This window comes from Campylobacter showae, assembly GCF_900699785.1.
GTDB classification, from domain to species: Bacteria; Campylobacterota; Campylobacteria; order Campylobacterales; family Campylobacteraceae; genus Campylobacter_A; species Campylobacter_A showae_D.
In genome coordinates this window covers 781,278-804,068 of the sequence record NZ_LR535679.1, presented here as the reverse complement: position 1 = coordinate 804,068, position 22,791 = coordinate 781,278, and the positions used below count along the sequence as shown (strand labels likewise).

Genomic DNA, 22,791 nt, shown 5'->3' with positions numbered 1-22,791 from the left:
TGCTAAATTTTACTAAAATTTACTGCTATCTTTTAGTACCTCGCATCCGCAAGCGTCAGCGCAAAAAGCACATCGCAACCGACTTTTTGCAGCGTCCGTCTGGCTTCGTCTATCGTCGTGCCCGTCGTCACGATATCATCTATCAAGATAACGGGAAATTTAGGCGTTTTTAAGAGCTTAAAATTTCTCGGATTTTTTAGGCGAAAGGCTAGGTCTTTACCGTGATAGCTGACGTTTGAGCCTGCGTGCAAGCAGGCGTAAAGCGGACGGATTTCCGCGCTTTTTAACGCGCGAGCTAGGATCGCCGTATGCGAGTAGCCGCTAGTTGCTCTATCGTCGATCGGCACGGCGTTTACCGGCGAGCCGAAGCTAAATTTGCTAGCAAAAATTTTAAAACTCAAATTTGCGAGCACTCCGTAAACGAAAGAGCCGTGAAATAGGTGCTTTGAATGGAGTAAGTTTTTAATCTCGGAGTAATCAAAAAAGCTGTAAATTTTAAAATCGCCGTCCAAAACGCGCGTCCTTGCGGGCGAGGAGAGCAGGTGATCTTTGCAAATTTGACAGATCACGCCGAGGCTCAGATGCCCGCAGTTAGCGCATCTCATCAGCTTTTTAGGATCTGGATCGCCGCGCGTTTTACGATATCTTGGAGTAGCTCGTCAAAAAAGCTCTTAAACGCGCCGCTCGTGTGAATCGGGGCAAATTTGGTCTGCTCTTGCGAGACGTTTTTGGTGATTGTCTGATCGCCTCTGTGCACCGTTATCGTGAGCTTTGCCGAGCCTTTTAGGTTGTCGGTAGAGTAGCCGCTTAGATTTGCTTTAAGCTCGACGATCCTCACGTCCACGACGATATCGCCAAAGTCGCTCAAATTTGCGCCCAGGCGCTTTAGCTCGGTGCTAAGGCCGTCTTGTAGCCAGCTCTCGATGCTGTTTTGTAGCGTGACGTACTCTTTTACGTTGCCGTTACTGCCCGTGATCGTGGCGACGATGCTTTTGTTGGCGCGAGCGTCCTCGATGCTATTTATACGGATATTTTTTTGGTAACCCATCTGGTTCGAGGTTGATTGATACGGGGTTAAATTTAACACCGAGCTGCGCTGCGAGCATCCGCTCATGACTGCGGCAAAAAGCGCGACGGCAAGGGCGAAAAAAGCTAAATTTTTCATATTTTTCCTTTATAGTTTCGAGATTTCTTCGGCGGCTTTGTTGGCGGCCTGTTTAACCAAAAGGTAGACGTAGAGGTTAAAGTCCTGCGTATCCTCGGCCTCGAGCTTGCGCACGTCTTGTCTAGTGGAGATATTTAGCACGCGTGTTTTATTTATGTTTTTGACGCCTAGTTTGCCTTTCATCGCCGCGCTTAGATACTGCGACGGCTCGCTATACGACGCCGCGTAGTCGGTAAATGCAAAATCCACGCGGTAGGTGTAAGGCGAGGTCTGGCTATCCACGACCATGATGCCGCGGTTTAGCAGCTCGTCTTGCAAGAAAAGATGAAAAAGCCTTTCTAAACGCTCTTTTGGATAGAGCATTTTCGCGCCGTTTTTAGAGATAAATTTTATGCCGCTATCAGCTGCTCTTTCGTCGGCTATTTTGTGGATATAGACTTTTTTGATAGCCGCGCCCCCGTCGATCCTGCTTTGAGCGATGCAGCACTTTATCGCGACGTCGCTGGTGTAGTCCGTGCCGTTTATCTTGATATCCTGACCGCCGCTAGTACATGAGGAGCAGTCTGCTTTGATACGCATCACTTCTTTGTAGCCTTTGGCGTTGCCGTCGCTAGCTTGGGCGACCTCCGGCGAGCTCTCGAACAGCCCGAAACATCCCGTAAAAAGGAACGCCGCAAATAAAAGTATAAAATTTTTCATAAAAATCCTTTCGTAAATTTTACATCTCGCAAGCAAAATTCTATCCAAATTTGAGATGAATTTCCAAATTTGCGTAAAATTTGGGGGAAATTGGAAATTTGTATAAATTTTATTAAGTTTGATTTTTGAGATTTTAAAAGCGGATATAGCGTCAAATTTGACATTTACGCGGTGCGGGTGTCGGAGAGTCAAATTTGCAAATTTGGGCTCAAATTTGACCGCGAAATAATAAAAAGCGGCCGCGAGCGTAGCGAAAAACTCCGCAAAACGCTCGCAAGACGCCGCTAGTCTATTTTTAAAACGCTTAAAAACGCCTCTTGCGGCAAATTTACCTTGCCGATAGCTTTCATGCGCTTTTTACCCTCTTTTTGCTTTTCGAGTAGCTTACGCTTGCGCGTGATGTCGCCGCCGTAGCACTTGGCGGTTACGTTCTTGCCCATAGATTTTACAGTTTCGCGCGCGATCACTTTGTTGCCGATGCTGGCTTGAATAGCCACCTCAAAGAGTTGGCGCGGCACGATCTCTTTCATTGCTTTTACGAAATCGCGCCCTTTGGACTGGGCTTTACTTTCGGGCACGATGATGGAGAGCGCGTCCACGGTCTCACCCGCGACCTTGATATCAAGTTTGACTAGATCGCCCGCGCGGTAGTCGCTAGGCTCGTAGTCGAAGCTTGCGTAGCCTTTGGTGCTTGATTTTAGCTTGTCGTAAAAGTCCATCACGATCTCATTCATCGGGATGTCGTACTCGAGCAGCACGCGCTCGGGCGTGATGTAGTCCATCTTAGTCTGCACGGCGCGGCGGTTGTTTAGTAGCGTGATGATGTTGCCCAAAAACTCGCTTGGCGTGATGATTGTGGATTTGACGTAGGGTTCTTTGATATGCTCGATTTTATTGACCGGCGGGAGCTGGCTTGGGTTTTGGATGCGTAAAATTTGACCGTCGGTTTGCACTACCTCATAGGTCACGGTCGGAGCCGTAGCGATGAGGTCTAGGTCAAATTCGCGCTCCAAACGCTCCTTGATAACCTCCATATGCAGCAGTCCCAAAAAGCCGACGCGAAAGCCAAACCCAAGCGCGACCGAGGTTTCCGGCTCATAGCTGATAGAGCTGTCGTTTAGCTTGAGTTTATCCAGAGCGTCGTGCAGATCTTCAAATTTATCCGTTTCGATCGGATAAAGTCCCGCAAATACGAACGGCTTAGCCCGCTCAAAGCCGCCGACCGGCTCTTTTACAGGGTTACGAGCTAGCGTGATCGTATCGCCCACCTGCACGTCGCTGACGTTTTTTAGCCCTAGCACCACGATGCCGACCTCGCCCGCGCCCAAATTTGCCGTTTTTATCGGGGCGATGGGGTTTGGATACATGAGATCTAGCACGATATGCTTTTTGCCCGTGCCCATGACTAGGATTTCGTCGTTTTTCTTTAGCTCGCCGTCATAGACGCGCACAAGCGCCAAAGCGCCCAAATAGTTGTCAAACCAGCTGTCGTAGATGAGCGTTTTTAGCGGTTTTTCCGCCTCGCCGCCAGGGGCCGGAATGCGCGTGATGATGGCTTCTAGCAGCTCTTTGATGCCGATACCCGTTTTTGCGCTGACCTCGATCGCTCCGCTGCAGTCAAGCCCTATAACGTGCTCGATCTCGTTTTTTACGCGCTCAGGATCAGCTGCTGGGAGGTCGATTTTGTTGATAACGGGGATGATTTCTAGGTTATTTTCTAGCGCGATGTAGACGTTTGCGATGGTTTGAGCCTCTACGCCCTGAGAAGCGTCCACCACTAGCAGCGCGCCCTCGCAGCTAGCTAAGGAGCGGCTTACTTCGTAGCTAAAATCCACGTGGCCAGGAGTGTCGATCAAATTTAGGACGTAATTTTCGCCTCCGAGCGCGTAGTTTAGGCGCACGGACTGAGCCTTGATCGTGATGCCGCGCTCTTTTTCGATGTCCATCGTGTCCATGATTTGGCTGCTCATCTCGCGGTCGCTGACGGCTCCGCACTCCTGGATCAGGCGGTCTGCGAGAGTGGATTTGCCGTGGTCGATATGAGCGATGATGCTAAAATTTCTGATGTTTTTCATAACGCCCCTAGTTAAATTTTGGGCGATTGTATAAAAATTTTCGTTAAAGTAGAGTAAATTTATGTTTTATTAAGCATATGGGTTTAAATTTGACAGGTGCGGAGCGGCTTTACGGCGGGGGATTTGAAGTAAATTTGATGCGGGCTCGACCCGTAAAATTTAGCGTAAATTTTGGAGTTTTTCGCGTACGGTGCAGATAACGACGCAAAGCGAATACAAAAAATAAATATACGCCGCCAGCGGAGCAAAAGCTAAAAATCCCGAGGCGTAAACTAGAGCGCTTAGGCCGTATGTCGCGTTTGCGAGTGCAGGTATATGATACGTCCAAAACTCAGGCTTTTCAAAAGGAGTGTCGATAGCGTTGAAATACAAAGCCAAATTTAGCGCTAGCAGTAGCAAAAATATATAATCTTTTTTCATAAAAGAAAAAGCGGCGCAAACCAAGGCTACCGCGAAATTTAACGCGATGAGAGAAACCATATAGCTACCGCCCGCAAAGGCGCAAAGAAGGCCTAAAATCACGATTAATACATCTTTTTTCATATCTAAACTACCACCTTTTTTAGCTCTTTCAGATTTTGCATAGCGCATAAATTTTGATTTATTTGCTCGCTAAATTTTCGCCCAAATTTAATGACTATGCCCCGAATGCCCGCTTGCGTCGTTTGAGCGCACCTCACAGATGAGCTCGTCCGCGCATTCGTTCTCGCTGCTTTCAAGCTGCAGCGTCGTGTGCGTGATGCCCAGATGCTCCAGTTCGTGCGATATTTCGCGCAAGATCCGCTCCGCCTCGCGCACGCTCAGCTCGCCGCTAACTACGATGTGAGCCGTGAGCGCGTTTGCGCCGCTTGTTATGCTCCAGACGTGCAGGTCGTGCACCGAAAGCACGCCGTCCACGCCCCTGATCTGCGCGACGAGCCCGTCCAGGTACACGCCTTTTGGCGAGCCCTCCATCAGGATGTTTAGGCTGTCTTTTAGCACGCCCCAGCCGCTTTTTACGATGAGCGCGGCTACGAGCAGGCTAGCCGCCGCGTCCGCCCAGCCCCAGCCAAAGCACATCATCGCTAACGCGGCCGCGATCGCGCCCACCGAGCCTGCAGCGTCGCCAAGCACGTGCAGGTAGGCGCCGCGCATATTGACGTTTTCTCTCACGTCGCTGCCGCGCAGCATGTATAGCGCCACGACGATGTTTACGGCAAGACCCAGCGTACTGATGGCGAGCATGCCAGCGGTGGCGACTTCGGGCGGATTTTGCAGGCGTCGCGCCGCCTCGATGACGATAAAAACGGCGATGACGATGAGCGTGACGGCGTTTATCGTCGCGGCTAAAATTTCGATCCGTCTGTAGCCGAAGGTCTTTTGCAGATTGCCTTTACGTTCGCCGAATTTAAACGCAAACAGCGAAAGCCCGAGCGCCGCTGCGTCTGATAGCATGTGTCCGGCGTCCGAGAGCAGGGCGAGCGAGTTCGTCGCGAAGCCGCCCGCGACCTCGACCAGCATAAAAGCGGATATTATAAGGAAGGAATTTCTCAAAACGGTTTTATTTGATGTGTGCGAATGTGTGCAATGGGCGTGATTTTCGTGCATTTTGACCTCGTTTTTCGGCAAATTTTAGATACATTATACCCCAAAAAAGCGCTTAAATTTTAGCCAAATCCCCCTCTAGCTCGACGTTTACGCGCTTGCCTATGTCTTTTAACTTGCTAAACTCTTCCACTAGCCTCGGCGCGTCGTCAAGACTGATCGCAAACGTCCATAGATAGGTAAGCACCGAGTAGATGTGACCCGCATTTGCATGATTGCTCGAGAGTAAAAATATCGCCAAGCTAAAAATCGCCGCCGCACTCGCGCCGATGATAAAAAAACTCATTGCCTCTCTGTTTGAAATGCGGATACGAAGCTTTGAAAGTACGTCGTAGTGGCGCTTTAGCGTGCGCTCATCGCCTGCGCTTATGCGTCCTGCCTCGCGCTCTAGCTGGTTGTTTAGCTTTAGATACAAGCGGTCGTTTTTGGCGATGTATTTGGGTAGCAAAACTCCAAAAACCGCGAGCAGGGCAAAAACTGCCAAACCCACGTAGAACTCGATAAATAAAAGCATGATCGCCGAGCCGAAAATCGATACGACCGAGGTAAAAAATACGGGAAAATACTGCTCGAAAAAATCCACGAATTCGCGAGATAAATTTGCCCTTGCGATTATGACGCTTTCGTCTTTTGAGGCTCTTTTTTCGTTCATTATCACGCTTACGGCAAATCCTGCATATATCCTAGTAAATACCTGCGTATCCACGCGCCGCCTAATCGAGCCTAGCCCCCAGCCCACGAACACCATGCACGAGTAGCTAAGTGCCAAAAGCGTATCGCCCGCTACGATGGCGTTTATGGCGATGCCTGCGAGCACGGGATAGACGAGAAATAGCCCGTTTTCCGCCAAAACCAGGCTAAACGTCAAGAACAGTTTTTTAAAATTTTTCTTTGCAATGAGCGTTAGCGTCTTAAATGCGCTATTTTGCATAAAATTCCTTTGGTTAAAATCGTGCGGATTCTAGCTGATTTTAAATTTTGCGTCAAATTTTGGAATTTTTGCTGTAACTCTTGACATTACAACAAAATTTTATTATACTTCGCTCATCCGTTGTAAGTTATAGCATTACAACAAAAAATTTCTAAGGAGAAAAAGATGTCAAACTACAAGATCGTTTCAACGAAAAACGAACCGAGAGTCGAGCTGAAAGATGCTCTAGGCTTAAGCGGCTGCGAGCTTTCTATCAATGAGCTTCCGGCAAATGTGAGCGTGCCTTTCGTGCATTCGCACAAGCAAAACGAGGAGCTTTACTTGGTGCTAAAAGGCGGCGGCACGCTTTTCATCGACGGCGAGGAAACGGCGGTGGGCGAGGGCGACGCGGTCCGCATCGATCCGGACGGCAAAAGGTGCTTTAAGGCAGGCGCGCAGGGGATGAAGTTTATCTGTATCCAGACCAAACGCGGCAGCCTGGAGCAGTACACTAACGGCGACGGCGTGATAAACGAGGACGTAAAGCCGAGCTGGCTGTAAATTTACGCGGCGATCAAGCAAATCAAATTTAAAGGAGAAATAATGAAAATAGCAATCATCGGAGCAAATGGAAAATCAGGTTCAAATTTGGTGCAAGAAGCCCTAAAACAAGGCTACGACGTCACGGCGATCGTGCGAAACAAAGAGTACAAAAACGACGATGTCAAAGTAGTTCACAAAGATATTTTTGAGCTAACAAAGGCCGATCTAGCGGGCTTTGACGCCGTTATCAGCGCATTTGCGGCATGGACGCCCGAAGCGTTCCCGCTTCATAAAAAGGTAGCAAAACACCTCGCAGACGCGCTTAGCGGTACTAAAACGAGACTACTCGTCATCGGCGGTGCGGGTACGCTATACATGGACGATAAGCAGACGATGGTTATGGATACGCCAAGCTTCCCTGCTGGGTACATGGGCGTCGCAAAGGCTACGGCGGAGTCGTTTTTTGAGCTAAAAACCAAATCTGACGTGCTTTGGACCTACGTTTCGCCTGCCGGAGACTACGACGCAGATGGCGCTCGCACCGGCAAATACGTGCTCGGTAACGATCACGTCATACTAAACTCGCAAAACGAGAGCTATATCAGCTACGCCGATCTTGCGATCGCGATCATTGACGAGCTAAAAAATAGAAATTTCGTGCAAAAGCGCTTTACCGCCGTCGGCGAGAGAGCGTGAGTTTAAAATTTTGCGTAATTTAGCTAAAATAAGGCCGCGCAAAAAGGACGCGCGGCTTTTAAATTTAGATCAAGGCTGATTATGCAAATAGGACAAAAATTTTCCATCGCTATCCATATCCTGCTTAGCTGCGAGTTTTTTAAAGATGAAAAAAACACGAGCGAATTTTTAGCCGGCACGATCGGTACGAACCCCGTCATCGTGCGAAATATCATTAGGCTTTTAAAATCGGCAAATTTGATAAACGTAAGCGCGGGCACGGGCGGGGCGAGCCTAGCTAAAAAGCCTGAGCAGATCACACTTTTTGATATATTTTCGGCGGTAAACGAGGGCGAAAACGATATCTTTAAAATCCACAAAAACTCGCCGCCGCCTTGTCCGCTAGGAGGCAGGATCGAGGCGCTTTTGACGCCTAAATTTGGCTCCGCGCAGCAGGCGATGTTTGATAGCTTAGCGGGCGTAAATTTGCAAAATTTGCTAGACGAACTGGCGGCTAAAAACTAAAATTTGCGCCCTTTTAAATTTTCTCGCTTTAAATTTAATCCGTAATTTAAAAAACAGAAGTGTTTGTAGTTTAAGAAAAATTTACTTATAATTCACGGATTAAATTTAAAGGAGATTTCGTGCAATCAAACGCTAAACGCGGAATAATTCAAAAATATTTCGAGGCGAATTTGCTTCTAAAAATTTTAGCCGGACTTATTTTGGGCGCCGTTTGCGGCATCATTTTTCAAGACGCAAAGGACGCGATAGTTATCCTAAAGCCTTTTGGCGACGTGTTCATAAGACTTCTTAAGATGATCATCGTGCCTATCGTTATGGCTTCGCTCATCGTGGGCTGTAGCTCCATCTCGCCTTCCGATCTTGGCAGAGTGGGGGCAAAGGTGCTGATTTTTTACATATTGACGTCGTTTTTAGCCATCATAGTCGGGCTTGCGGTCGGTCTTATCTTAGAGCCTGGAGCCGGACTGCACATAACCGGCAGCGGCGACATAGGCGGCAAAGCCGCAAATGCGCCCAGCATGTCGTCGATACTCGTAAATTTATTTCCAACCAACCCTTTTGAAGCTATTGCAAAGGGCGAAATTTTACAAATCATAACTTTTAGCCTATTTTTCGGCGTCGCGCTTTCGTTTTTAAAGGATAGTAAAGACGAGAGGCTTAGCAGGCTGGGAAATTTGATCTACGACGTATTTGACGGGATCAACCACATCATGTTTTACGTCATAAGATGGATCATGGAGTACGCGCCGTTTGGTGTTTTCGCTCTTATATTTATCGTATTTTCTCAGCAAGGCGTAAAGGCTTTCGGACCGCTTTTGGGCGTCACGGTTAGCGCGTATATCGGCTTTGCGGCTCAAATTTTCGTCGTTTATTTCTTGATTTGCTTGATCGTTAAAATCAATCCGTTTAAATTTATCAAAAAAGTTCGCCCGCCTATGCTAACGGCTTTCGTAACCAGAAGCTCGGGCGGAACGCTGCCTATCTCGATGAAAACGGCCGAAGAAGACATGGGTATCCCAAAGCAAATTTACGGATTTGCGCTTCCGGTTGGAGCGACCGTAAACATGAACGGCACGATCATATATCTTGGTATCTGCGCGATGTTTATCGCTAACGCCGTGGGCGTGGAGCTTGACTCTGGGGCTAAAATGACCATAATACTAACGGCCGTCCTGGCTGCCGTGGGAACTGCCGGAGTGCCCGGAGCGGGCGCGATAATGCTTTTGATGGTACTTGAATCAGTCGGCCTAAAAGTCGAGGCCGGAAGCGCTGTAGCCGCTGCGTATGCGCTTATTTTGGGCATTGACGCGATCCTTGATATGGGGCGCACGTCGATGAACGTCACGGGAGATATGCTGGGCGCGCTAGTTGTGGCCAAAAATGAAAAAAAATTAGACGAAAGTAAGTGGGTGGATTAGAATTTAATAAATATTTAGATAAAATCGCTAAAAATTTAAAGGAAATATATGATTTTCATCGACGCTTGTTTAAAAAAACCCACGCCCTATACGCCCGTTTGGATGATGCGGCAGGCGGGTCGGTATCTGCCCGAGTACATGCGAGTTCGCTCTGCGGCGGGAGATTTTTTATCGCTTTGTAAAGACTATAAAAAAGCCAGCGAGGTTACGATCCAGCCGGTTGAAATTTTAGGCGTCGATGCGGCGATACTTTTTAGCGATATCCTCGTCGTGCCGCTTGAGATGGGCATGGATCTTAAATTCGTCCAAGGCGAGGGGCCCGTGTTTAGTGATCCTATCAAGACCAAAGAGGATCTAGATAGGCTAGACGTCCAAAAATCAATCAAAAATTTAGACTACGTATACGATACGATCAAGCTAACGCGCGAAAATTTGGCGCAGGATAAGGCACTAATCGGCTTTTGCGGGGCGCCGTGGACGATAGCTACGTATATGATCGAGGGTGGCGGGACGAAAACCTACGCGGTTAGCAAGAAGCTTTTATATTCAAATCCAGAGTTTATGCATCAAATTTTAGCCAAGGTTACGGCAGCGCTCATAGGCTACATGAAAGAGCAGATAAGAGCCGGCGTAAATGCGGTTCAAATTTTTGACAGCTGGGCGGCTGCGCTGGAGGATGAGGCGTATTTTGAGTTTGGTTGGAAGTATATCATGGATATAGTTGATGCGCTTAAGGCCGAATTTCCTCAAATTCCGGTTATCGTTTTTCCAAAAGGCATAAGCGGATATCTGGATAAAATTTCGGGAAATTTTGAGGTTTTTGGCGTGGATTGGAGTACGCCGATCGAGCTTGCTAAAGAAAAACTAAGCCCGAAATACGTCCTTCAAGGAAACATGGAGCCTACGCGCCTTTATAGCAAGGAGGCGATCGACGCGGGTGTGGAACGAATTTTGCAGACGATGAAAAACGCGCCGCATATCTTTAATCTCGGACACGGTATTTTGCCGGATGTTCCCGTAGAAAATGCGAAATATTTTATAAAACGAGTGCAAGAAAAAAGCGTAAGATAGCACAAAAGGAGAGAGGAAGTGAACAACGTCGGTATCAAATTTAAGATCATGACGATAGCTATCGTCGGCCTCATCGGGCTTGGTATAATGAGTGCATACTTACTAAACGGTATCGCAAAAACTAGGGCAAAGGCCGAATATAGCGAGAAAATCGTAGACACTATCATAAATCAAACTAGTTTTATTCATGAGATGCAAAAAGAGCGAGGATTTAGCTCGGGAGTACTTTCGGGCGGGGATAACGCTAAACTACTAGCTCAGAGAAAAAACGTAGACGAGACGCTTGAAAAGCTAGCCGAAAAAAGCGAGATAGCATCCGAGTTAGCTAAGATCCGCGCAGGAGTCGATCAAAGAAGCGGGGATAATCTCATCGGACGTATAACGAATATCCTAAGAAAAGAAGTTATAACTATCAATGGTTATAGCGACAAACTGGAGCCTAGCCTCGTTGATGATTTAAAACGCATTATTATCGTCGGGGAGATAAAGGAGTCTTTCGGTATCTTGCGAGCGGCTTTAAACGGCGTTTTTACAAAAAAAAGCATAAGTAAAGAGGAATACAACAAAGTAGTCGCCCTAAATAGCGTAATCAATAAATTTATGCAGGATTTTGACGACTATAACCCGAAAGAATATAGCGCGGAATTTGATTATATAGCAAGAAAAAAAACGGACTTTAACGACGCGATAAATATCATTAAAGACGTAGTAGCGACCGAAAACGTATCTTACGAAGCGCCAAAATGGTTTTCAAAGATAAGCATCTCTATAGATGCTATGAGAGAACTTGAACTTAAACTACTAGACAACATGAAAGAGGATGCCGCGATCGTTAAAGATGATGCAAATACTCAGATGGTCGTTAGCCTCGTAGTTATCGCGATTTGTATTATACTTATGCTATTGGTATCCGCATTTATAGGTAGAAATTTGATCTCGGGTATCGACCAGACTAAAAACGGACTCGTGCAGTTTTTCGACTTTTTAAACAATAAAGCAGACAAAGCCAAGCTGCTAAATCGCGGCGGTAGCGACGAGATAGGCCAGATGAGCACGCTAATAAACGAAAATATCAAGCAAATCGAGGCAAATTTTGCCGAGCAAAATAGCTTTATCAAGGAAGCTAACGCATTTGTCGGACAGATAGGCAAGGGCAACTATGTAGCGCAGCTAAACGCCGACACTTCAAATCCGGCTCTTAGCCAGCTAAAGCAAACTTTTAAAGACCTACAAATCGCCCTAAAACAAGCCATAGCCGCAAACGGCGACGAGGTTTTAAATTTGCTTGAAAGCTTTAAAAAGCAAGACTTCACAAAAAGACTCGAAGATGACGGTAAGATGGCCGTGGGCATAAATGCTCTAGGTGAAGAGATAGCCGGCATGTTAAGGACAAATTTGGAGCAAGCTCGCATTCTAGAGGAAAAGGCGGAGTTTTTAGCTCAGTCTATGAAACAAGTAACCGACGGCGCGAGCTCTCAGGCAAGCTCGCTACAAGAAAGTGCTGCTGCAGTCGAGCAGATGAGCAGCTCGATGAGCGCCATCAATCAAAAGACGCAAGACGTAATACGCCAATCCGAAGAGATCAAAAACATCATCGTGATCATCCGAGATATCGCAGATCAGACGAATTTGCTAGCGCTTAACGCCGCTATCGAAGCAGCCCGAGCAGGTGAACATGGACGCGGCTTTGCCGTCGTAGCCGATGAGGTTCGCAAGCTTGCCGAACGCACTCAAAAATCGCTCGGCGAAATCGAAGCCAACACAAATGTACTAGCTCAAAGCATAAATGAAATGAGCGAAAGTATCAGGGAGCAAAGCGAGGCTATAAATTTGATCAATCAAGGCGTATCTCATGTCGATGAGCTAACCAAGCAAAACGTCAGGGTGGCAAACGAAACCAACGTAGTTACCGCCGAAGTGGATCAGATGGCTAAAGCTATCGCGCAAGACGTGAGAAAAAAGAAATTTTAAAACAAAAATAAAAATTACCAAAGGAGGGTTAGATGAAAAAGGTTGCAAATAAGATAGCTTTTATCATTTTTGCATTGCTGGCCGTACTATTTACTATATTTGCGGCCATGAACTACAATAGTACTAAAAATACTATTTTGGACGTTTCGAAAAATTCAAAGGAGGCCATCGCGCGTTCTTTGGAGGTTTACGTCGACGAGTATCTTAGCAGTAAGGTTTATGCAGTAGAGGGGCTAATGCGATATATAGAGGAAAATCCTCATCTCATGGCAGATAGAGAGCAGCTCAAAGATCGATTGATGACTATGGCTACTACTCTAGATATACCTGAGTTTTACATAGGCTTTGCAGATAACGGAGAGCTTTATGATGCGGTCGCGCAAGCTGGAAGAGGGCCTAAATTTTTAAAATTGACGCCTGAAAAGGATAAATTCGACTCTAGAGAAAAGGGTTGGTTTAAACAAAGCGTTTCTAGCGGTAAGCTCTACTTTACACCTCCGTATATAGCACAATCTAGTGGAAAAACCACTATGACAATAGCTAAATCGTTCACGATAGACGGTAAAGCTGCAGGCGTAGTGGCTGCGGATTTGTATCTAGACGGCGTTGCAAGTAGCTTGGCAAAATCAAAAGAGTCTAAAACTAGCGTTCCATTGATCATAGATCTAGATACTCAACTCATTGTCTATCATCCGGATAGCAAATATATTTTATCTTCCGATCCGGAGATCAAAAAATCTGTCGACTTTGTCATAAATAGCTACAATAAAGACGGCGGTAAAGCGTTTTTTAATAAGATTGGCGACGATGAAAGAATTTTTGCATGCCAAAAATACGATAAAGCAAATTGGCTCGTGTGCTCTAATAACTCTGTAGAAGATTACGATCCTATACTAGATAGCGTTTTATTAAATCAGTCCGTATCTTCGCTCGTATTTATCACAATTATCGTCGTTATCTTGGTGTTTATGGTCGGATATTTCTTGAAGCCTCTTGGTATCATATCAAGCGCGCTAGATGCGTTTTTCAAATATCTCAACTACGAAACCAAAGAGCCGCTTAAAGCAAATGTGGCCACGAAGGATGAATTTGGGGTTATGGCGGCGCTTATAAACGAAAATATAAGCAAAGTAGAGGCGTCAAATACTGCTGAAAATAACTTTATCAAAGAAGCAAACGCTTTTGTGGATAAGATAAAAGCGGGCGACTTTACGGCGACTCTTGATGCGCATACCTCTAACCCTGCGCTAAATCAGCTAAAATCTACTTTTGCTCAGCTTCAAGCGGCCCTAAAAGACGCGATCGCTGAAAATAGCAATGAGGTTATAAGATTGCTAGAGAGCTTTAAAGCGCAAGACTTCACAAAAAGGCTTGACGATAGCGGCAAGATGGCTACGGGCATCAACTCGCTAGGCGAAGAGATCACAAATATGCTCAATATAAATTTAGAGCAAGCTAAGTTGCTGGAAGAAAAAGCAGGCATTTTGGCCGAGTCGATGAAAGAGCTCACAAACGGCGCTAACGTACAAGCAAGCTCGTTACAAGAAAGCGCCGCTGCGGTAGAGCAGATGAGTAGCTCTATGAACGCCATCAGTCAAAAGACTGGTGACGTCATGAGACAAAGTGAAGAGATCAAAAACATCATCGTGATCATCCGAGATATCGCCGATCAGACAAACTTACTAGCGCTTAACGCAGCTATCGAGGCTGCTCGTGCAGGCGAGCACGGACGCGGCTTTGCCGTTGTAGCCGATGAGGTTCGCAAGCTTGCCGAACGCACCCAAAAATCGCTCGGTGAAATCGAAGCCAACGCAAACGTACTGGCTCAAAGTATCAACGAGATGAGCGAGAGCATCAAGGAGCAAAGCGAAGGCATAAATATGATCAATCGCTCTGTGGCTCAGATAGACGAGCTCACTCACAACAACGTAGGCGTCGTAAGTAGAACTAACGAAGTAACCGCTCAGGTCGACAACATGGCTAAAGCTATCGTCGAAGACGTGAGGAAGAAGAAATTTTAACTCTTGTGACGGCTCTGTTTTTTTGCAGGGCCGTCAAATTTACCCCAAATTTATCCGCTTTAATAAATTTTACCCCGGCTTTTAGTATAATCGCACATCTTAAATTTAGGAAAATCAATGCAAATCGTCTTTGGTCCCGTTAGCTCGCGCAGGTTCGGTATTTCGCTGGGCGTCGATCTATCGCCCGCGCGAAAGTGCTGTAACTTTGACTGCGTTTACTGTGAGCTCACGGCGGCAAAACCCGTCGCGGCGATAGAAAATCCGCCTAGCGTAGAGCAAGTGATCGCCGAGGTGAAGGCCGCGCTTGCCGCACATCCGCACATTGACGTCATCACGCTCACGGCAAACGGCGAACCGACGCTTTACCCGGATCTGGCTGGGCTCGTAAGAGAGCTAAATTTGATAAAAGGTCCCGCCAAAACTCTCATCCTCTCAAACGGCTCAGGCGTGCTTGATCCTAAAATTTGCGAGGCGTTAAAGGGGCTTGATATTGTCAAATTTAGCCTTGATAGCGTGGCGCAAAAGACCTTTACTAGGATAGATCGCTTGGGCGAAAAAATTGGCGTCGGCGAGCTAGTGGCTGCGATGGCTAAATTTAGGCGAGAATTTAAAGGCGAGCTAGTGCTTGAAATCCTGGTCGTAAAAGGGCTAAACGACACAAAGGCCGAATTTGAAGCGCTAAATGCGGCGCTAAATCAAATTTTGCCAGCCCGCGCGGACATAAGCACCATTGACCGCCCGCCCGCATACCCGGTCAAAGGCGTGAGCCGAGAGCTCCTATACGAGCTTGCACAGCAAATTTCCGGCGTACCGTGCGTGATAGCGTCGGCAAAATACGGCGATAAAAAAATCGAACTTAGCAAAGAGGAACTACTAGAGCTCGTAAAACGCCGCCCGCAAAGCGAAAACGACGTAACAAATAGCTTTTCTGAGGGCTCGAAGCTAAATTTGCAGGAGCTTTTATCGGACGGAATGATAAAAATAGTAGATGCGGCGGGGACTAAATTTTACCGACTTGCGTGATTTTTACGAAGGAAATTTACCTTTTTGACGGCTAAATTTTTGCCATCAGTAAATTTAAGCTAAATTTAATTGACAAACGATACGTTTTTGCCTATAATACGACTTCTTTTAAAACGTTCCGGATTAGCTCAGCGGTAGAGTAGTCGGCTGTTAACCGATTGGTCGCTGGTTCGAATCCAGCATCCGGAGCCACTTACTTATAAAAATCCCTTTTAAACCCCGATTTTACCGATATTTCGAGAGCTTTAAGTTTTCTTAGTTTTATAAAATTTATTCCCTATTTGTTCCCGAAATTTTTTAATATTCCAATTTCCTACCAAGCTTTCTAAGTTAATCTAAGATACCTTATTTTTGTTTTTAAAAACATGAAAATAATTTTTTACTCTCAATCACTCTAAAATACCCTAAGGAACCATAGAGTATTAAAAATTTTTCAAAAACTATCCAAAAACTGCTTAAAATGATAAAAGTAAATGAAACATATAATTAGTTATATAAGAATAAGCAGAAGGAGAAAAATAATATGCTTAACGAACTATATAACGATGTAGAGTACAAAACGCTTCTTGAGCACATATCTAGCCAATATAAAGGAAAGGTGGTTTTAGACAGAAAGCAAACCGCAGCGGTTCTTGGTATTGGTATATCGACTCTTGATCTTCGTATATCGCAGGGCAGGGATATTCCACGTTATATCAAAATGGGAGATGCAAAGAATTCTCGCATAGCGTTTGCGATAACGGACATTGCGACTTATATTTTTCAAAAAAGGGTTAAAACATGCTCTTAATTTCTATAGTAGATAATAAAGAAAAGGACTAAAAATGAGTAATGCCCTTCAAATAGGCGGACACAGCCTAGTTCTTTGTGTAAGAAGCGAATTCTTGACGCTCAAAAAGGCTATTATAAGGTATGAGCACAATGTTAGAGAGGTTAAGCACGCCTCTAAGATCGGATATCTTAGAGGTAACAGCCGAAATAATAGATACATAGTGCTTAACGAGTATAACGATAACGGCCACAAGCGAGAGATCGCAGCAGGAGACAAAGAATTTAGTGATAAGAAATATATAAAAGCGCTTTTGAGAAAGTATCACGAAAAGATGAAGGCCGATTACGAAACCCAAACAAAAATTTACAAAAACGGTAAAGTAGTGAAAAATCATTGGCGAGATAATATGGTCGGATTTTCAGAGGTAGTTATTAGCTTTGGTACAGAGCGTCCAAAAGACCCCAAAGAAGGACTAAACCAAACCGAAGTTAATTTTGTTAATGCTCAAGTTTCGCTTGACAGAGTTAGAAGATTCGTAAACGATTATTGCGCTAAATACGGCGTTAAATGCCTGCTAATCGCTGAGCATAACGACGAAAAGACCAAGCATTATCAGCTTATTTTTACGAATTACTTATTTCAAGAGCATAAAAATACCAGGTTTAACGATAAAGACGAAACGATAGAAAATTTACAGGATAAGTTAACTATATTAGAAAACTTTAAAGCGAAGGTTATTAGTTTTATCTTAAAAATAAGCAATTTAATACCGAATTTAGGTAAGCTGCTGAATGATGAGTCTGCGGAGATAAAAAATGAGATAAAAGGCAAGATATATAGTAGGGATGGGATGGAGAGTAGCTGGTCTATGAGGTGATCAAGGAAGTTTTTACAATGAAATCATAACGAAAGTTAACAGCAGTTATCTATCCAAGATAATTAGTGTAAATAAAGCTTAATAGCTTTAAATGCGATTTGCTATATAAGCTAAAATAAAGGGCTGACGAAGGCTTCTACGATAAGTCATAAGCCTAAGCGTCTCAATGCTCTTGGTTATACCTCCGCAATCCCGGTCATATGCCCCTATTCTTCTATTGAAATTTAATTAAAAATGCACTCGTGCCTCAAAGGCCATAGAAACAAAAGCGGTTTTCAGATTAGAAAGAGATTGATAGTGTGACTTTGAAGAGAATCACGGTAAAAATCAATAGGAATAGAGAATATAACCTTTTGAATGTATGTTTTTTATATCAAGATTTAAATTTCTTTTTAACATGCCTACTAAATTTTGCATAGCTATTTTTGAACTCATTTTATCGTGATAAACGACCTCTTCTATCATTGAAAAGGTGGTTATGTTATTTACGTTTTGGGCTAGGAGCAATATCAGCTTATGTTGTAAATTTGTTAGAAAAATTTGTTCGTTATTTTTATAAATTTGCTCTTTTTCGAGATTTATCTTAATTTCTTTGTTTAGCATTAAAAAGATTGCCTCTTTGCTAGGAGATAGCATAGCGATACTATCGAGTAAAACGCTTGTTTTAATAGGCTTAAATAATATAGCAGAACTTCCGCCGTGAAAATTTTTTAAAATTTTAGAATAGACTTTTTTGTTTTTTGCTAAAAATATAAATTTTTGATTCGGCGAGATGGATGAAATATTAAAGAAATCAATTTCTTCTTTATTCTCAAACAAAGGGTCCAGGTCGATAATTACGACATCTAAATTTGTATTGCAATTAAGATAAAAATCCAAAAAGTAATCAAAATTTATAAAATATAAATTTAAGAATTTATCCTTGTTTAGCCTTATTTTTTCGATTAAATTTTCGTCGCTACAAACAACTAACGCACAGAGCTTTTGAAGCTTTTTTATTCTTGATGTAATTTAAAATCCTTATAGGTTTAATTTGATTTATTATCCAATAAATAAGCTAAATTTAATTTCAAAAATGAAATTAAAATGAATTTATTTAATATAATTGCGGCGAAATTTTGAAATTTAAGGAGACAAAATGTCAATTTCAAGACGAGATTTTTTAAAGACATCCGCTGCAGCCACGGCGGTAATCTGCTCAAATCCCCTTATGGCCAAGGAGAGCAAGATTAAAAGTATACCGCACGCTTAAAATTTAGGTGCGTTTTACGCCGACGTTGACGAAAACGGAAAGATAGTGAAAATTAGACCGCAAGTATCTGATAAAGACTCCAAATATCCCGGAAACGAGGCGTGGATAGATAGAGTTTATTCTGATACCAGAATAAAATATCCTTGCGTTAGAAAAAGCTACCTAGAAGGTAAAAAGCTCCCGAGCTTCGCGGCAAAGAGGAATTTGTGCGAGTAAGCTGGGACGAGGCGATGAAGCTAATAGTTAAAAAGCTTCAAAGCGTAAAGACGGACGAAATTTATAATGCAAGCTATGGCGGCTGGGGGCACCCCGGTCTTCTTCACAACTGCAACTCGGTAGCGGGTAGATTTTTTAATACCGTTTTTGGCGGAGCGGTAGGAACTGACGGCGAGTATAGTAACGGTGCTGCAGGCAGAGTAAATACAACTATCGTTGGAGATTTGGAAGTTTATTCTCCTCAAACTGCACATGAAGTAATGCTTGAAAATACGAAAATTTACGTAATGTGGGGCGCTGATTTATTTAAATGCAATCAAATCGACTATAAAATAGCAAATCGCGGAAATAATCCTTATTTTGAAAAATACGCAAGATCTGGAATAAAATTTATCACGATTGATCCGCAATACACGGAAATTGCTAAGAAATTTAACGCCGAGTGGATTAAAATTCGCCCAAATACCGACGTGGCGCTTATGCTTGGAATGTGCCATTACCTATATACAAGCAACCAATATGATAAAGAATTTATCGAGAAATACACTTTTGGATTTGATAAATTCCTGCCTTATCTGCTCGGTAAGAGCGAAGACATGGTAGAAAAAACTCCTGCCTGGGCAGCAAAGATAACGGGTGTTGAGGAGAGCGTTATAAAAGCGCTTGTCGATACTTTTGTAAAAAATCGTACATTTTTAGCAGGCAACTGGGCTATGCAAAGAGCCCATCACGGAGAGCAGGCCGACTGGATGCTTATGGTGCTTGCTTCGATGATGGGACAAGTTGGTCTCCCCGGCGGCGGATTTGGATTTTCTATGCATTATAGCGGCGGCGGACAAGCGTTTTCGGGCGTTAGTTTGCCGGTAGGCCTGCCGCAAGGTAAAAACAAAGTAGACGCGAAAATTCCAGCCTCAAGAGTTAGCGAAGCCTTGCTAAATCCGGGTAAAAAGATTAAATTTAAAGGCTCTGAGATAACCTATCCAGATATCAAAGTCATGTATATAACGGGCGCAACCGTTTTGGGACACCATCCAAATACGAATGAACTTATAAAAGCTATCCGCAAGCTCGATACCGTGGTAGTTCATGAGCCTTGGTGGACGCCGATGGCAAAGATGGCCGATATAGTCCTTCCTTCTACGACCCCGCTCGAAAGAGACGATATAAGCTATGGCGGCTCTTATTCGCAGGATTATGTTTATGCGATGAGAAAGGTTGTAGAGCCGCTTTTTGAAGCTAGAAACGATTATGACGTTTTTGCTCAGATGGCAAAAATGGTGGGCGAAAAAGAGCATCGTAAATTTACAAGCGGCAAGAGCAAAGAGGAGATCATAAGAAGCTTTTATGAAAGAAGCGATTGCGTTAATTACGTAGGTTTTGATGAATTTTGGGAAAAAGGATACGTGTACTTTGAACTGGGCGAAGAGGCAAAGAAATTTGTTCGTCACTCCGCATTTAGAGCTGATCCGGTAGCAAATAAACTAGCTACGGAAACGGGTAAAATTCAAATTTTCTCGCAAAAATTCGCTGATTATAAACTTGATGATTTTAAGGGACATCCAGTGTGGTTTGAGCCTGCAGAATGGCTTGGAAATGGCGAACTTACAAAGCAATATCCGCTTCATCTGCTAAGTCCGCACCCAAAATATCGCATCCACTCTCAGCTCGATAACTCTTTTGTAAGAAAGGTATATAAAGTAGGAAATAGAGAGCCTGTGCTTATAAATGATGAAGATGCTAAGAAATTTGGCATAAAAGACGGCGATACGGTTGAAGTCTATAATGACAGGGGTAGAATTTTAGCAGGCGCCGTCGTAAGCAAAGACATTATGAGGGGCGTCGTGTCGATAAGCGAAGGCGCTTGGTATGATCCTGAAAATTTAACAGATGAAAATCCAAGATGTAACGCAGGGCACGTAAATTTATTAACCAGCTCAAGACCTACTTCGACTATGGCCCAAGCCACTTCTATAAATACCTGCTTGGTAGCTGTCAAAAAAGTTGATGCCAAGGCTTATGCCGGCATCAAAACACCGATAATAAAAGGAGCATAAATGAGAAAAATTCTATTTTTAGCGGCGGTATTGGCAAATTTTGTTTTTGCAAAAGATATGTTTATCTTTGATATCAAGGCCGATTTGCTTGATCCTAAAACCAAAGAGGTCGTAGGCGAAATTTACGAAGGTACGCCCGTAAAATTTATAAAGCAAGAGGGTGATTTATCGCTTATCGAAGTTAGCGGAGAGGTTACTGATAACAAAAATATCTTAGCCTATAAAAAAGATCCGTTGATAACCTTTTTGATGCTTAAAAATCAGGAGGCAAAGCCAAAGGCGCAGTACCTTATAGACAGCAAAAAGTTAAATGAAAATAGCTACGCCTCATGGGAAGAGGCGGAGCTTGTTTATTATGACACTTGCAGCTCATGTCACGCAGCTCATAAACCAAAAGAGCATTTGATGAACGAATGGGATGCATATCTAACCGCTATGCAAACATTTGCCAAAATAAACGATGAAGAAAAATCTAGAATCCTACGCTTTATGCAAGCCTTCGCAAAAGACGGAATCGCAAAAGAAGAAGATTAAAATTTTAGGCCAAATTTGGATAAAAATCTAAATTTGGCCTCTTATGAATTTGCTAAGTAAGTATTAACATATCGTCCTATGTGGTGGTTGTTTATTCTTGATGTTTTGATAATAGCATAAATAAATATTAAAGTAGAGATTGTTTTTTGAGCAAGAAATAAGAATCAAAAGGAAGAGTGCTTTTGTATGCGGTTAAAATTATTTGATAAAACAAGCATCGCTACAATATAGCCGTATTTGTTTTTGTTGTCGTATTAAAAATCTCGATTTTATGGTGTCTTAAATATATCCATGTTATAAGAGCCCTATTTTTCTAAATCCTAGCTATCGTATTCACAAGAACCCCGTCTTGAGAACCGACGAAGCTTAATATTTTTTCTTCTGCATTGGTTTGAGCATTTATTAGATGATTAATCTCACTCAAACTATCGCCACTCTTTTGTCGCAAGCTTTTATGTAGTTAAAGAATGTTTTGTATTTGATATTATACGCTCCGCTTTCTATTTTGGCTACGGCTGATTGGGTTATGCCCATCCTTTTGACTACCTAGCTTTAAGTTAGTCCAGCCCAGTTTCTAGCGTCTATTAAGGCTTCTATGGCTTTATATTCGTCCTCTAACGCATCGTATTGCGCTTTAAATTCCGGATTTTTTAGCTCTTCTTTTAAAATTTCTCTAAAATTAACGGTTCCCGTCTTTAAACTCCTTTAGTCTTTGTTCTACCAAATTTAGTATGCTTTTTGGCGTTTTTTGGCGTTTTTTTAACAAAAGTTAGCAGGATTATTATCCTTTTGCCGATTTCATAACAATATATGCCTCTAGCTATTCCTTCATTTGGCTTTATACGTATCTCAAAAGTCCGCCTTTTAGGCTTTTGATATACGGTTCTCCTAAGGTATTACCTCTAGCTTCTACAAGTTCAAACATTTTATAGCCTCTTTGTCTAAGTCCTACGGGTAATCCTAAGAACTCATCTCTTATGGCTTCGTTTGCAAATTTTACGCTGCACATTGTAATCCTTCTCTATAACTAAGCCGTATACCATATATGATATAAATTGCGGTTTGTTTTATGTATTGGCTCTTAAAGAAATAATAAGCGTACGGATAACTACTCTATTGGTTGCATTGCATAAAGCTAACTCCACGAATAGCTCTAACGCAAAGTCTTCTTTGTCAGCTACTTCTTTGCGTAAAAGTTCTATCTCTATAAGCTCTAAAAATCTTTCTCGTTTGTTGTTTGGCTTTTTAGTTCTATTTTGTACGGGTTAATATGATTAATCTGCGTCGCAGCTAGATCTCCCAATTTATCCTTATGGTAAATTTCATAATCTCGCCTTTGCTATTTTATATTGATGGCGTTATCGGGCTCTTTTTCTAGCTTAAATCCGAAAAAGCGTCTGCTATCT

The 22,791-nt window shown here is 43.6% G+C and carries 22 protein-coding genes, 1 tRNA gene and 3 pseudogenes; 15 read left to right on the top strand and 11 right to left on the bottom strand.

What is annotated here, in order from left to right:
- Positions 1 to 32: 32 nt before the first annotated feature.
- The 7 genes from E4V70_RS04000 to E4V70_RS03970 form a co-directional block, all read right to left on the bottom strand.
- On the bottom strand, positions 33 to 605 hold the full coding sequence (locus E4V70_RS04000) for a ComF family protein (protein WP_122863312.1): 573 nt from the start codon (positions 603 to 605) through the stop codon (positions 33 to 35).
- Positions 605 to 1,165: a YajG family lipoprotein gene (locus E4V70_RS03995; protein ID WP_122863313.1), complete on the bottom strand. Its 561-nt coding sequence runs from the start codon at positions 1,163 to 1,165 to the stop codon at positions 605 to 607. The genes E4V70_RS04000 and E4V70_RS03995 overlap by 1 nt, the downstream gene beginning before the upstream one ends.
- A 9-nt stretch (positions 1,166 to 1,174) precedes the next feature.
- On the bottom strand, positions 1,175 to 1,864 hold the full coding sequence (locus E4V70_RS03990) for a hypothetical protein (protein ID WP_163026474.1): 690 nt from the start codon (positions 1,862 to 1,864) through the stop codon (positions 1,175 to 1,177).
- A 284-nt stretch (positions 1,865 to 2,148) separates the two neighbouring features.
- Positions 2,149 to 3,939 (bottom strand): translation elongation factor 4, encoded by a 1,791-nt coding sequence (gene lepA / locus E4V70_RS03985; protein WP_122863315.1) that lies wholly within the window; start codon positions 3,937 to 3,939, stop codon positions 2,149 to 2,151.
- A gap of 159 nt (positions 3,940 to 4,098) precedes the next feature.
- The gene (locus tag E4V70_RS03980; protein WP_122863316.1) at positions 4,099 to 4,482 is read right to left on the bottom strand and encodes a transporter; all 384 of its coding nucleotides are present in this window, start codon (positions 4,480 to 4,482) and stop codon (positions 4,099 to 4,101) included.
- Positions 4,483 to 4,569: 87 nt separating this feature from the next.
- Positions 4,570 to 5,526 (bottom strand): cation diffusion facilitator family transporter, encoded by a 957-nt coding sequence (locus tag E4V70_RS03975; RefSeq protein ID WP_122863317.1) that lies wholly within the window; start codon positions 5,524 to 5,526, stop codon positions 4,570 to 4,572.
- Between the two features lie 52 nt (positions 5,527 to 5,578).
- The gene (locus E4V70_RS03970; protein WP_122863318.1) at positions 5,579 to 6,454 is read right to left on the bottom strand and encodes an ABC transporter six-transmembrane domain-containing protein; all 876 of its coding nucleotides are present in this window, start codon (positions 6,452 to 6,454) and stop codon (positions 5,579 to 5,581) included.
- 165 nt (positions 6,455 to 6,619) lie between these two features.
- On the opposite strand from E4V70_RS03970, the gene E4V70_RS03965 reads away from it, so the two are divergent.
- From E4V70_RS03965 to E4V70_RS03915, 13 genes and pseudogenes are all read left to right on the top strand, one after another.
- The gene (locus E4V70_RS03965; RefSeq protein ID WP_122863319.1) at positions 6,620 to 6,994 is read left to right on the top strand and encodes a cupin domain-containing protein; all 375 of its coding nucleotides are present in this window, start codon (positions 6,620 to 6,622) and stop codon (positions 6,992 to 6,994) included.
- 42 nt (positions 6,995 to 7,036) lie between these two features.
- Complete coding sequence (locus E4V70_RS03960) at positions 7,037 to 7,672, top strand: NAD(P)-dependent oxidoreductase (protein WP_122863320.1); 636 nt, start codon at positions 7,037 to 7,039, stop codon at positions 7,670 to 7,672.
- A gap of 81 nt (positions 7,673 to 7,753) precedes the next feature.
- Positions 7,754 to 8,176, top strand: coding sequence for an Rrf2 family transcriptional regulator (locus tag E4V70_RS03955; protein ID WP_039895152.1), 423 nt, complete (start codon positions 7,754 to 7,756; stop codon positions 8,174 to 8,176).
- 119 nt (positions 8,177 to 8,295) lie between these two features.
- Positions 8,296 to 9,594, top strand: a complete 1,299-nt coding sequence (locus E4V70_RS03950) for a dicarboxylate/amino acid:cation symporter (RefSeq protein WP_122863321.1) — start codon at positions 8,296 to 8,298, stop codon at positions 9,592 to 9,594.
- A 48-nt stretch (positions 9,595 to 9,642) separates the two neighbouring features.
- Entirely contained in the window at positions 9,643 to 10,665 is a 1,023-nt protein-coding gene (gene hemE, locus E4V70_RS03945; RefSeq protein WP_122863322.1) for a uroporphyrinogen decarboxylase, read from the top strand.
- A 48-nt stretch (positions 10,666 to 10,713) separates the two neighbouring features.
- Positions 10,714 to 11,466: pseudogene (locus tag E4V70_RS11215) on the top strand (nitrate- and nitrite sensing domain-containing protein); the annotation flags it as partial.
- Positions 11,443 to 12,636, top strand: a complete 1,194-nt coding sequence (locus E4V70_RS11210) for a methyl-accepting chemotaxis protein (protein WP_414973867.1) — start codon at positions 11,443 to 11,445, stop codon at positions 12,634 to 12,636. The pseudogene E4V70_RS11215 and the gene E4V70_RS11210, both read left to right, overlap by 24 nt.
- A 32-nt stretch (positions 12,637 to 12,668) precedes the next feature.
- Positions 12,669 to 13,226, top strand: a pseudogene (locus tag E4V70_RS11205) (cache domain-containing protein); the annotation flags it as partial.
- A 378-nt stretch (positions 13,227 to 13,604) separates the two neighbouring features.
- Positions 13,605 to 14,657: a methyl-accepting chemotaxis protein gene (locus tag E4V70_RS11200; RefSeq protein WP_390887728.1), complete on the top strand. Its 1,053-nt coding sequence runs from the start codon at positions 13,605 to 13,607 to the stop codon at positions 14,655 to 14,657.
- Positions 14,658 to 14,774: 117 nt separating this feature from the next.
- Positions 14,775 to 15,680 carry a radical SAM protein gene (locus E4V70_RS03930; protein WP_122863325.1) on the top strand — a complete coding sequence of 302 codons (906 nt, stop codon included), beginning with the start codon at positions 14,775 to 14,777 and terminating at the stop codon, positions 15,678 to 15,680.
- Positions 15,681 to 15,797: 117 nt separating this feature from the next.
- Positions 15,798 to 15,872: transfer RNA gene (locus tag E4V70_RS03925), tRNA-Asn, on the top strand.
- A gap of 331 nt (positions 15,873 to 16,203) precedes the next feature.
- Complete coding sequence (locus tag E4V70_RS03920; protein ID WP_122863326.1) at positions 16,204 to 16,470, top strand: helix-turn-helix transcriptional regulator; 267 nt, start codon at positions 16,204 to 16,206, stop codon at positions 16,468 to 16,470.
- Between the two features lie 34 nt (positions 16,471 to 16,504).
- Positions 16,505 to 17,329 (top strand): hypothetical protein, encoded by an 825-nt coding sequence (locus tag E4V70_RS03915; RefSeq protein WP_232037814.1) that lies wholly within the window; start codon positions 16,505 to 16,507, stop codon positions 17,327 to 17,329.
- A 327-nt stretch (positions 17,330 to 17,656) separates the two neighbouring features.
- On the opposite strand, the gene E4V70_RS03910 is transcribed toward E4V70_RS03915, so the two are convergent.
- On the bottom strand, positions 17,657 to 18,148 hold the full coding sequence (locus tag E4V70_RS03910; protein WP_232037813.1) for a helix-turn-helix domain-containing protein: 492 nt from the start codon (positions 18,146 to 18,148) through the stop codon (positions 17,657 to 17,659).
- A gap of 319 nt (positions 18,149 to 18,467) precedes the next feature.
- Between E4V70_RS03910 and E4V70_RS03905 the strand changes: the two are divergent.
- Both E4V70_RS03905 and E4V70_RS03900 read left to right on the top strand, forming a co-directional pair.
- Positions 18,468 to 20,851, top strand: a pseudogene (locus tag E4V70_RS03905) (molybdopterin-dependent oxidoreductase).
- Entirely contained in the window at positions 20,852 to 21,385 is a 534-nt protein-coding gene (locus tag E4V70_RS03900; RefSeq protein WP_122863328.1) for a hypothetical protein, read from the top strand.
- Positions 21,386 to 21,805: 420 nt separating this feature from the next.
- Here E4V70_RS03900 and E4V70_RS11160 read toward each other — a convergent pair whose 3' ends face one another.
- From E4V70_RS11160 to E4V70_RS10925, 3 genes are all read right to left on the bottom strand, one after another.
- Entirely contained in the window at positions 21,806 to 21,919 is a 114-nt protein-coding gene (locus E4V70_RS11160; RefSeq protein WP_331869202.1) for a helix-turn-helix domain-containing protein, read from the bottom strand.
- A 161-nt stretch (positions 21,920 to 22,080) separates the two neighbouring features.
- Positions 22,081 to 22,197: a hypothetical protein gene (locus E4V70_RS10930; protein WP_232037880.1), complete on the bottom strand. Its 117-nt coding sequence runs from the start codon at positions 22,195 to 22,197 to the stop codon at positions 22,081 to 22,083.
- A gap of 26 nt (positions 22,198 to 22,223) precedes the next feature.
- Positions 22,224 to 22,394 (bottom strand): type II toxin-antitoxin system RelE/ParE family toxin, encoded by a 171-nt coding sequence (locus E4V70_RS10925; RefSeq protein ID WP_163026475.1) that lies wholly within the window; start codon positions 22,392 to 22,394, stop codon positions 22,224 to 22,226.
- Positions 22,395 to 22,791: the final 397 nt, after the last annotated feature.

Coding starts and splice junctions, on each gene's coding strand:
- E4V70_RS04000 (WP_122863312.1), bottom strand. CDS start 605: ATGAGATGCGCTAACTGCGGGCATCTGAGCCTCGGCGTGATCTGTCAA.
- E4V70_RS03995 (WP_122863313.1), bottom strand. CDS start 1,165: ATGAAAAATTTAGCTTTTTTCGCCCTTGCCGTCGCGCTTTTTGCCGCA.
- E4V70_RS03990 (WP_163026474.1), bottom strand. CDS start 1,864: ATGAAAAATTTTATACTTTTATTTGCGGCGTTCCTTTTTACGGGATGT.
- lepA (WP_122863315.1), bottom strand. CDS start 3,939: ATGAAAAACATCAGAAATTTTAGCATCATCGCTCATATCGACCACGGC.
- E4V70_RS03980 (WP_122863316.1), bottom strand. CDS start 4,482: ATGAAAAAAGATGTATTAATCGTGATTTTAGGCCTTCTTTGCGCCTTT.
- E4V70_RS03975 (WP_122863317.1), bottom strand. CDS start 5,526: ATGCACGAAAATCACGCCCATTGCACACATTCGCACACATCAAATAAA.
- E4V70_RS03970 (WP_122863318.1), bottom strand. CDS start 6,454: ATGCAAAATAGCGCATTTAAGACGCTAACGCTCATTGCAAAGAAAAAT.
- E4V70_RS03965 (WP_122863319.1), top strand. CDS start 6,620: ATGTCAAACTACAAGATCGTTTCAACGAAAAACGAACCGAGAGTCGAG.
- E4V70_RS03960 (WP_122863320.1), top strand. CDS start 7,037: ATGAAAATAGCAATCATCGGAGCAAATGGAAAATCAGGTTCAAATTTG.
- E4V70_RS03955 (WP_039895152.1), top strand. CDS start 7,754: ATGCAAATAGGACAAAAATTTTCCATCGCTATCCATATCCTGCTTAGC.
- hemE (WP_122863322.1), top strand. CDS start 9,643: ATGATTTTCATCGACGCTTGTTTAAAAAAACCCACGCCCTATACGCCC.
- E4V70_RS11210 (WP_414973867.1), top strand. CDS start 11,443: ATGAGAGAACTTGAACTTAAACTACTAGACAACATGAAAGAGGATGCC.
- E4V70_RS11200 (WP_390887728.1), top strand. CDS start 13,605: ATGGTCGGATATTTCTTGAAGCCTCTTGGTATCATATCAAGCGCGCTA.
- E4V70_RS03930 (WP_122863325.1), top strand. CDS start 14,775: ATGCAAATCGTCTTTGGTCCCGTTAGCTCGCGCAGGTTCGGTATTTCG.
- E4V70_RS03920 (WP_122863326.1), top strand. CDS start 16,204: ATGCTTAACGAACTATATAACGATGTAGAGTACAAAACGCTTCTTGAG.
- E4V70_RS03915 (WP_232037814.1), top strand. CDS start 16,505: ATGAGTAATGCCCTTCAAATAGGCGGACACAGCCTAGTTCTTTGTGTA.
- E4V70_RS03900 (WP_122863328.1), top strand. CDS start 20,852: ATGAGAAAAATTCTATTTTTAGCGGCGGTATTGGCAAATTTTGTTTTT.
- E4V70_RS11160 (WP_331869202.1), bottom strand. CDS start 21,919: ATGGGCATAACCCAATCAGCCGTAGCCAAAATAGAAAGCGGAGCGTAT.
- E4V70_RS10925 (WP_163026475.1), bottom strand. CDS start 22,394: ATGTGCAGCGTAAAATTTGCAAACGAAGCCATAAGAGATGAGTTCTTA.